At 48.3% G+C, this 9,123-nt stretch carries 12 protein-coding genes; 5 read left to right on the top strand and 7 right to left on the bottom strand.

Annotated features, from left to right (window positions below; translation table 11 throughout):
* Positions 1–61: 61 nt before the first annotated feature.
* Complete coding sequence (locus RMO84_RS02205) at positions 62–844, bottom strand: WecB/TagA/CpsF family glycosyltransferase (RefSeq protein ID WP_310486822.1); 783 nt, start codon at positions 842–844, stop codon at positions 62–64.
* 71 nt (positions 845–915) lie between these two features.
* Between RMO84_RS02205 and RMO84_RS02200 the strand changes: the two genes are divergently transcribed.
* Entirely contained in the window at positions 916–1,095 is a 180-nt protein-coding gene (locus tag RMO84_RS02200; RefSeq protein ID WP_310486821.1) for a hypothetical protein, read from the top strand.
* Here RMO84_RS02200 and RMO84_RS02195 read toward each other — a convergent pair.
* Positions 1,078–1,338 (bottom strand): hypothetical protein, encoded by a 261-nt coding sequence (locus tag RMO84_RS02195; RefSeq protein WP_310486820.1) that lies wholly within the window; start codon positions 1,336–1,338, stop codon positions 1,078–1,080. The two genes, RMO84_RS02200 and RMO84_RS02195, sit on opposite strands and share 18 nt — an antisense overlap.
* A gap of 266 nt (positions 1,339–1,604) precedes the next feature.
* Here RMO84_RS02195 and RMO84_RS02190 point away from each other — a divergent pair, with 266 nt between their 5' ends.
* The 3 genes from RMO84_RS02190 (at position 1,605) to RMO84_RS02180 (ending at position 4,690) form a co-directional block, all read left to right on the top strand.
* Positions 1,605–2,858: an anion permease gene (locus RMO84_RS02190; protein WP_310486819.1), complete on the top strand. Its 1,254-nt coding sequence runs from the start codon at positions 1,605–1,607 to the stop codon at positions 2,856–2,858.
* 317 nt (positions 2,859–3,175) lie between these two features.
* Positions 3,176–4,159 carry an aldo/keto reductase gene (locus RMO84_RS02185; protein WP_310486818.1) on the top strand — a complete coding sequence of 328 codons (984 nt, stop codon included), beginning with the start codon at positions 3,176–3,178 and terminating at the stop codon, positions 4,157–4,159.
* Positions 4,160–4,384: 225 nt separating this feature from the next.
* Entirely contained in the window at positions 4,385–4,690 is a 306-nt protein-coding gene (locus RMO84_RS02180) for a 2Fe-2S iron-sulfur cluster-binding protein (RefSeq protein WP_310486817.1), read from the top strand.
* A 115-nt stretch (positions 4,691–4,805) separates the two neighbouring features.
* On the opposite strand, the gene RMO84_RS02175 is transcribed toward RMO84_RS02180, so the two are convergent.
* The 4 genes from RMO84_RS02175 to RMO84_RS02160 form a co-directional block, all read right to left on the bottom strand.
* Complete coding sequence (locus RMO84_RS02175) at positions 4,806–5,735, bottom strand: isoaspartyl peptidase/L-asparaginase family protein (RefSeq protein WP_310486816.1); 930 nt, start codon at positions 5,733–5,735, stop codon at positions 4,806–4,808.
* Between the two features lie 130 nt (positions 5,736–5,865).
* Positions 5,866–6,990, bottom strand: a complete 1,125-nt coding sequence (locus tag RMO84_RS02170; protein WP_310486815.1) for a site-2 protease family protein — start codon at positions 6,988–6,990, stop codon at positions 5,866–5,868.
* 133 nt (positions 6,991–7,123) lie between these two features.
* Positions 7,124–7,447 (bottom strand): hypothetical protein, encoded by a 324-nt coding sequence (locus RMO84_RS02165; protein WP_310486814.1) that lies wholly within the window; start codon positions 7,445–7,447, stop codon positions 7,124–7,126.
* Positions 7,448–7,498: 51 nt separating this feature from the next.
* Positions 7,499–7,870, bottom strand: coding sequence for a hypothetical protein (locus RMO84_RS02160; RefSeq protein WP_310486813.1), 372 nt, complete (start codon positions 7,868–7,870; stop codon positions 7,499–7,501).
* A 228-nt stretch (positions 7,871–8,098) separates the two neighbouring features.
* On the opposite strand from RMO84_RS02160, the gene RMO84_RS02155 reads away from it, so the two are divergent.
* Positions 8,099–8,251, top strand: coding sequence for a hypothetical protein (locus RMO84_RS02155; protein ID WP_310486812.1), 153 nt, complete (start codon positions 8,099–8,101; stop codon positions 8,249–8,251).
* Positions 8,252–8,411: 160 nt separating this feature from the next.
* Here the strand turns inward: RMO84_RS02155 and RMO84_RS02150 are convergent.
* The coding region (locus RMO84_RS02150) for a dienelactone hydrolase family protein (RefSeq protein ID WP_310486811.1) at positions 8,412–9,123 on the bottom strand (712 nt) is incomplete at its 5' end.

The following is a 9,123-nucleotide window of genomic DNA, read 5'->3' as shown; positions in this document are numbered from 1 at the left end:
ATACTGTCTTCTAGTGTACTTGCTTCCGGTGGAAATCTAAGTGGGTAAGACGAGTTTATCCTTAGCCCCGAATTCTTTCGGCGATCGCTAAAATTGCAAATTTAGGTAATGCCAGGGCGCGCCGCCAGCGACTGGGTTCTTGGGCGATCCGATACATCCATTCCAAATCGAGATTGCGGATGTACTGCGGGGCGCGATTTTTGACTCCAGACCACACGTCAAAACTACCGCCGACCCCAATCCAGATCGCTTGCGGACACAGATGAAAATTGTCGCGAATCCAAGTCTCCTGTCGGGACATCCCCAAAGCTACAAAGATGATTTTTGGCTGAGTAGTTGTAATTTGGTGCAACAGTTTTTCCTTGGCATCTGCATCGAGATAACCGTGCTCGACGCCGACGATCTGTAAATCTGGCAATTCAGCTCGCCACTTTTGGGCCGCACGATTGACGATCTCGGGTTTGCCACCATAGAAAAACACTGGGTAGTTATGCTCTGGTTGCGCCGCCAACCGCAGCAAATCTTCACCCAAATCGATGCCAGCATAGCGCGGCTGATCGATCCCATGCAATCGCAAGGCCATAATAATCCCCGAACCATCTGGAGTCACCAAGTCCGCCTGTTGAACGATCTTCGCTAGCTCGGTGTCGTGACTTGCCTGAATCACGATTTCGGCATTCATCGTCACGACATGGGTACCGATCCCTTGTTTGAGTCGGTCGATCAGCCACGGAGTATATTCAGCCGCCAGGTGTACTGGTTGACCCAAAATCTTAAATTGTGGCAACGGTGTAGAGACGCGATCGGACATGGAATTAACTGGGTGGTTTAATGATACGTTCATCGTCAGAAAGCTATGGTTATCGATCCTGGAGATGCGCTGGCTAGAGAGGCTCCGCCAACGAGTCTACTGGCTTGGCATCGATCGAGAATAGTGGCTATAGCGCAATTATTACCGATCGACTGTCGATCGGATATCGGCTAAAAACATTAATAACGATCGGTTGGCGTTGGCTCCGGCTGGCGCAAGCTACTACGAACTGCTGCTGGAAATTGCGATCGGGTGCGGTCGCTTGGCTACTGAGTATCGTTTAATTGAGCGAGCAACCACTCATCGATTGGTTGGCCATCAGTTCGGTGTAGCTCGACTGCGATCGTCATGACTGCTCTAGAACCAACAGGTGCGGGTTTTTTGGTGAAACTAATCTCATAATCAGCGGGATTCTCATTCCGTTGCTTGAGCCAATCCTCGACCTTTGTTTTCGCAAATAAAGATTGACCACTCTCAAACAGGCGATTAATTTGGAGTTGGATGCTATGAGGATTGTGTTGAGCCATAGGAATACTTGAATTAGTTTCAGAGTCGGTCTGGATTGAATATTCGCCTGCTCGGGGCGATGCTGTTACGCTAGAGATTCACCCTCCGTTGGCGTAGCCTACCGGAGGTAATCGATGGCAATCTGCTAGTGCATTGACTTTTGTCGATTGAGACTAGTTACCTACTGCCGAGCTAAAATTGAGATTGCTGCAAATCTTGCTACCACTGTTTTCAAATTAAACCACATTTTTTATAGTTTAATTTTACCTACTTCTGACACTAGTCGATGTTATTTATTGCTTTTGTTTGCTGTCTGGCGGTTTATGTTGCGGTCAATCTCGGTGCTAATGATGTTGCCAACTCGATGGGTACATCGGTTGGCTCCAAAGCGATTACCATCGGCCAAGCGATTGTCATTGCGGGCATCTTAGAATTTACCGGCGCGGTCTTATTCGGTCGCCAAGTATCTTCAACTTTGGCAATTAGTATTGCCAATCCAGACTTATTTATTACTCAGCCCCACACCTTACTCCTGGGAATGATTGCAGTGCTGCTAAGTTGTGGCTTGTGGTTGCAAATTGCCACTACCAAAAACTTACCAGTCGCGTCTTCGCACGCAGTCGTAGGCGCGATCGCGGGCTTTAGCTGGGTTGCTGCTGGTGCCGAAGCTGTCCAATGGTCGGCACTAGGCAAAATTTCGCTCGCCTGGGTGTTTACGCCTATATTTAGCGCATTGGTGGCGGCGGGTTTTTATCTGGTCATTAAAACCTGGATTTTGGATCGGGAGCAACCCTTGGTACAACTCAACCAATGGGTGCCGTGGCTGTCACTGACGCTCGTAGGTGTCTTTGGCGTGATTGTCTTGCCGACTGTGGTTGATACTTTACCTGCGGACTTTCTCCCCACCGTGCCGAGGCACGATTTTACACTGGGCTTAGGTGGCATGGCCGCGATCGCGATCGCGTTCTCAGGCTGGCGGAGACTGGCAGCAGAAACCGTGCCTGTCGCAACCGATCGTCAAGGTATTCAAGCAGTCATCGAGCGGCAATTAGCCCGGTTTCAGCTCTTAAGTGCCTGCTGCGTAGCATTCGCTCACGGTTCCAACGATGTGGGGAATGCGATCGCCCCGTTGGCGACTATTCTCTATATTCAAAGTACGGGTACAGTTCCCCAGTCTAGTTTAGAGATTCCCTTGTGGGTGCTCGTACTTGGCGGCGTCGGGATTGTCGTCGGGTTGGCCATTTGGGGCAAACAAGTAATTGCCACCATTGGCGAAGGAATTATCAAACTCGAACCTAGTAGCGGCTTTGCTGCCGAACTCGCCACCGCTGCCACAATTTTGATAGCTTCGAGTCAAGGTTTACCCGTCTCGACTTCTCATGCCTTAGTGGGCGCGGTAGTGGGCGTTGGCGCGGTCAAAAATTGGCGATCGCTCAGTGTCGATACGCTCAAATCGATCGCCTTGGCTTGGGTCATCACGATTCCGATCGCTACTGTTCTGAGTGCTGGCATTTTTATCATTTTACGTACTTGGTTGTAAGTTATAGCAACCGTCAAGGCGGTTACGACAGTTCGACCATTACAGCTACACCCCCGACTTCTCAAAGAAGTCGGGGGTGTGTCCTAACCAGCTTGGCTACTGCTGCTCTACCAGCCGATCTCGATGCTCTATCTCTGGATGGTCGATCTCCCAAATTTCAGCTCCGTGGTTGTTAGCAATCGCTAATTTGATTACGATCGATAGTTAATAGCTAAGTCGAATTGTGAGTGCGAGCATCGATAAGCTCGATCGATTTAGATCGCCAGATCGAAAGATCGAAGTTACCAAACTTGAAGTTTTCTAAGGGAGAATTAACGATGAGATATCGCCGACTGGGACGCTCTGGCTTGCAAATTAGCGAACTATCGATCGGATCGTGGATTACTTATGGCAATCAGGTCGATGAAAGCGTCGCCATCGATACGCTCGCAGCAGCTAGAGATGCGGGAGTCAACTTCTTTGACAATGCGGAAGTATATGCTGGCGGTCGATCGGAAACCTTGATGGGGAACGCGCTCAAACAGCTCGGTTGGGCGCGAGAAGATTATATTATCTCGACTAAATTTTACTGGGGCATTGCCTCTGGCCCCAATCGCAAAAATACCCTCAATCGCAAATATCTCCACCACGCGATCGAGGGTTCGCTCAAGCGGTTGCAATTGGATTGCATCGATCTGGTATTTTGCCATCGCCCCGATCCGCATACGCCAATTGAAGAGACTGTCTGGGCGATGCACGACATGATTCAGAGCGGCAAAGCCCTCTACTGGGGCACCTCGGAATGGTCGGCAGCCGAAATCGTTAGTGCATGGCAGATTGCCGAGCGGCATCACCTCCACAAACCCGTCATGGAGCAACCCCAGTACAACCTATTCCACCGGCAGCGAGTGGAAACAGAATACGCCCGCTTGTATGAGGATTTGGGATTGGGATTGACCACTTGGAGTCCGCTAGCTTCGGGCGTCCTGACGGGTAAATATGCCGATGGTATCCCGGTTGGCAGTCGTTCGACCTTACCCGGTTATGAATGGTTGCAACCATTGGTAACGAATCGGGAGTGGATTGCTGCTACCGAGCGATTGCGCCCGATTAGTCAGGAACTAGGCTGCACCCTGTCCCAATTGGCGATCGCCTGGTGTGCCAGCAATCCCCATGTCAGTACTGTAATTACGGGTGCAAGTAACAAAAATCAAGTTATAGAAAACATGAAAGCGATCGATCTCATTCCCCGACTCGATGCTGCGGTGCTGCAACAAATCGAAAAAGCGATCGGCAAAATCGATAGTAATTCATCTGCATAGTTTCGATCGAATCTATCGATCGACACAAATAAATCTCAGAAACATCATTCGCTTGAGAGACATTAGATCTTAATGATATTGATATCGTGGATGTAGTATTTGTTTGAAATTCAGATAGATGAGTTTGTCTAGTCGATCGAATCTTGACGATCGTCACTGATAGCGGCTGGCTTGGAATTTGACGAGCCGCTTTAACATCGATAATAATAGTGGAGACGCGATGGCATGGCAAGTTCTTATCAAGTCAGACTATACAACACAGCGGAAGGCATCGACCAAACGATAGAAGTGCCAGCCGATAAATATATTTTGGAAGCCGCCGAAGAGCAGGGGATGGAACTACCCTACTCTTGTCGGCAGGGCGTATGTTCGACTTGCACTGTCAAAACGATTGAAGGTACGGTGGATCAGTCAGAAGGAACTTACCTCAGCGACGAACAAATCGCTGCTGGCTATGTGTTGATTTGCATCTCACATCCCACATCAAACTGCGTATTTGAGACTCACAAAGAGGAAGAAGTCATCGGTTGATGTTTCGGCGATTCAGTCGATCGAACTGTATTGAAACATGAACCCGCGATCGCTCTAAACAATCGTATTAGCAGCTAGATATTCACCCTGAATTATCCGGTCTAGGATAATTTAATCAACCCAATTGACAATGTGTCTCGCCACCTAACTCGATCCAGCCGCGAATCAGACCGGAAGTAGACTGAGCCGCCGCGCATCGACCCGCCGCATCGATCGCGATCGCGCCACCCTCGCCATTGACCTTCGCGACTAAATAATCGATGCCAGCTTGCGCCGCAGCTTGGGCATCCATGCCCCGAAACTGGACGAAATCAGAAATCGTCTTGGCAAACACGGTTCGCAAAAACTGTTCGCCGTAGCCCGTTGCAGACACCGCACAGGTATCATTGTCAGCAAATACCCCCGCACCGACGATCGGCGTATCGCCAATCCGTCCCCAGCGTTTGTTGACCAAGCCACCCGTAGATGTAGCAGCGGCGAGATTGCCGCGAATGTCCCGTGCCACTGCGCCGACGGTGCCTAGCTTCTGGGACGGTTTAATCCGCTCGTGGTCTAGTGTCATCCGTCCGGCTACTTGCGCTTCCGCCAATTGTTTAATCCGCGCCTCGGTGATGAAGTATTCGTCAGGAGACAGCTCGACCCCACAAAATTTGGCAAACTCCAACGCACCATCGCTGGCTAATAATACATGCTCGCCGCGATCGAGTACTCGCCGCGCTAAGGAAATCGGATTTTTGATATTAGGAACGCAAGCCACCGCTCCCGCACGGAGGTCACTGCCATTCATCAGTGCCGCATCCATTTCCACCTTACCATCGGCATTGAGCACCGAGCCACAGCCCGCATTGTAAAGCTTGTCGTCTTCGAGGAGTGTCACGCAATATTCCACCACATCCAAGGCACTATCGCCGCGTTCTAATCGCGCGCGACCCTGTTCTAAGATTGCCGTAATACTCTGTTTGAATTCGACTTCGGTTGCTTCGTATTTAAGATCCTCTAAGGCACCAGCACCACCATGAATCATCAGGGAGTAAGGATTGGGCATGAGTTCGATCGATTATGGAGTAATGGATTGAGTATACTTCACTGACTGCGATCGATCTAACTGCGATTAAAAATCCAGGGTAGGGGCATCAATCACCCTTACCCTGGACGAAGATTTAATGAAGCTTAAATTATGCAGGATTAACTTGCGGTTGACGATTGTGGAGCAAATTAATCACGGCGGCTTTTTCTAGGAGTCCGACTAACAAACCATCGGTATCAGTGACACTCAGCGTCGTGACATGCTTGGATTCCAATTGTTCGATCGCTTGTAACAACGGTCGATCGCTAATGATAATTGTCGATGGCTCGACTGAGTGCATGATTTCGCTGACTAAAGTATGCGCCCAGCGATCGGATCGGACATCTTTAAGAGCGTCGAGAGCTAGTTCGCCGACTAAGTGCCCAGAGTCATTTGTAACCAAGAATTTCTGCCAATTGCTGCCAGTCAATGTGCGGTGGTCTACAAATTCGCGCAGGGTGACATCCTCACGAATCATCGGACTGTTGGGAGTTACCGCATCGGCAACAGTCAATCCCGTCAGGCGTTCTTGTACTCGTGCAAACTGAGCGGATTTACCAGCATTTTGCAACAAGAACGAACCGATCAGGAGGTTCCAAATATTATCGAAGCTACCATACAAGACTAGCGGAATTAGCCCAGAAGCGATCGCCACCCAGCCAAAACCTTGACCGACGATGCTAGCTATTTTGACACCTTGATACTGGTTGCCAGTGACTTTCCAGACGATCACTTTGAGGATATTGCCACCATCGAGGGGTAAGCCAGGGATGAGGTTGAATAAACCGAGTGAGAGGTTAATGCCAGCTAGGACTGCGGTAATAGCAGCGACGGGGCCAGTAATATGTGTGGCAAACCCGAAGGCAGTTAAAATTCCGGCGATGAGTAAGCTGACAGCAGGGCCAGCGATGGCGACCCAAAAGGCGGCACCAGGAGTATCAGATTCTTTCTCTAAGCTGGCTAAACCACCGAAAATGAACAGGGTAATCGAATTTACCTTAATCCCCTGTTTGATGGCGACAAAGCTGTGTCCCAGCTCGTGGGCGAGGACGGAACTAAATAACAGTAAGGCTGTGAGCAAGCCGAGTAAGAAGGGACTAGCACCTAGCAAATATGGAAATTGCGCGGCTAAACCTTCACCATAGCTCCACGTCACCAGCCCCAATACTAGAAACCAGGTAGGGTTGATATAAAACGGGATGCCAAATAGGGAACCAACACGAATACCATTCATCGTAGCGACCTCTGTATCTGAGTCTAAGACTAATTATTTGCTCGAATACGTCTATTGTAACGAGATATTAACTAGGTTCTCAGGATTCAGGCTGCGTAATATCCGGCTTCCGGAGTTCGGTTTTGGGAGCCAACTAGGTTTGGACTGTGAATTTGTCAGGATGAATGCCACGATCGATCCATGTAATTGCGGCTTCTGCACTCATTAATCCTGGTGGCACTCGGAGAATATGAATGTGTCCAGTCGAAGGGCAAGTCATCTTGAGGATTGCTATTGATTCGGTTTCCAGATATCCAGAGAATTCTGTCTCTATATATATTTGTTCGATGCCATCAATTTCTAGCAAGGTGTATTCTCGCCAAGTATCGATCGTGACTGCATTTAGTTCGTTTAAAATTTTTTCGTAGCCTAGTTGACCGAGTAAGATACTTCTAATCGTGGCATTACTTTCATCCAATAACCACTCAGAGTTCCAATCGCGATAATTAGCCCAATATCTATGTGGAAGTTACACATTGAATAACCAAACCCAACTTAAATTAGACAAATGTTGGAGAACTGAGACATTTGATAAGTGATTATCTGCCAGGTGAAGAGTAGTGAGATTAATTAGATTGGTAATACTTAGTGGCAACGCAGATAACTGGTTCTGGTCTAGATGCAGCCAACGTAGATCTGTCAGATTGCCGATGCTTTCGGGTAGAGTAGTTAATTGATTTTGATTTGAAGATAACCATGTCAGCGCGGTCAAATTACCGATACTGTCTGGTAGAGCAGTTAATTGATTGCAATCGAGTTTTAACCACCGCAGACTAGTCAGACTGCCGATACTTGCTGGTAGCGTTGTGAGTTGCCGATCGCTTAAATCTAGTTGGCGCAATCGATCGCGTCGATTTGTTCCACTTCTACGCCCATAGGTCGAGATCTACACTTGCTAAAAAGAACTAGCTAGATGAAAAGCAGGTTAAACCGATTCCGATCGTCAACAATAGTCTTAATTCCTCTATATGTAGCCAACCTTAAAGATCCCTCCTTTGATATATATCGTCCCACCAAGAGATCGCGGTACGATCGGGACATATCATTTTTTTAGAGCGAGGTAGATAATATGAAACCAATGATTTGGCATCCAGAAGAGAAGGATAAAAAAGTCAACGAATACATCGATAAAACCAATCGCGCCCCCTACTTTGGGATTATTTTTGCGATCCTGGGAATATTTACTGTATTTACCTCAGCAGTATTATTAGGTGCATTCTAAACTAAAATTTCAAGCTCGTTGAGAGTCTGACTACCAGCGAGCTTCAAGTCCGCTCGATCGCGCGGGAATTGCCATGCCACCAGTCAGCTCAAACTGTTACTGATGGCTAAAACATCGTCAGAATTGAAATTAGCTCTCAGAGCAATTTCGAGCGCGTTAATTAATCGATCGATTCAGTCGGATGTGTTGCTTTGACCTTTTTTGGCTTGAGATTTTGACTAAAAAATCCAGTAGTCATCAGCCAAGCTTCGGTGGCAGCTTCAGGAGCGTAATTTTCGCGCCTATCGCTCATAAAACCATGTCCGGCTTTGGGAAACAGATTGAGGATATAACGTTTTTTGGCTTTGGATAGTGCCGCTGCAACTCGACCATGTTCGTCAGCGGCAATCATTTGGTCTTCGCTACCATAGATCAGCATAATGGGTGCTTGCATGGTGGCTACGCGATCGAGGAGCGATTTTCGCCCGACTGGATCGGTGGCAGCGTCGATACCACCGCCATAAAAAGAGACGGCTGCTTTGATTTTGGCAGGGTAGCTAGCATTCGTCAAAAAAGCATATCGTCCACCCATACAAAAGCCAATTACCCCGATCCCATTAGCATTAATTTCCGACCTACCCGTCAGAAAATCGATACTTTTGCCAACATCGCTCATCACCGCATTATCATTGAGCGATTTGAGTTTGGCTACTGCCCCAGTCACATCGGTATAAGCATAAGTAGTGCCCCGATAAAAGTCTGGCGCGATCGCTGCAAACCCAGACTGCGCCAGCCTGTCGCAAATACTCTTACACCATTTATTCAAACCAAAAGCTTCCATTAACACGATAACAGCGGGAAATTTCCCCGTCCCGGCTGGAGTTACGTAATAG

Origin of the sequence: Chamaesiphon sp. VAR_69_metabat_338, assembly GCF_031423935.1 — a bacterium.
In the GTDB taxonomy this organism is placed as follows: Bacteria; Cyanobacteriota; Cyanobacteriia; order Cyanobacteriales; family Chamaesiphonaceae; genus Chamaesiphon.
Note: the sequence above shows the minus strand (reverse complement) of the source record. Positions and strands in the feature narration are given on the sequence as shown.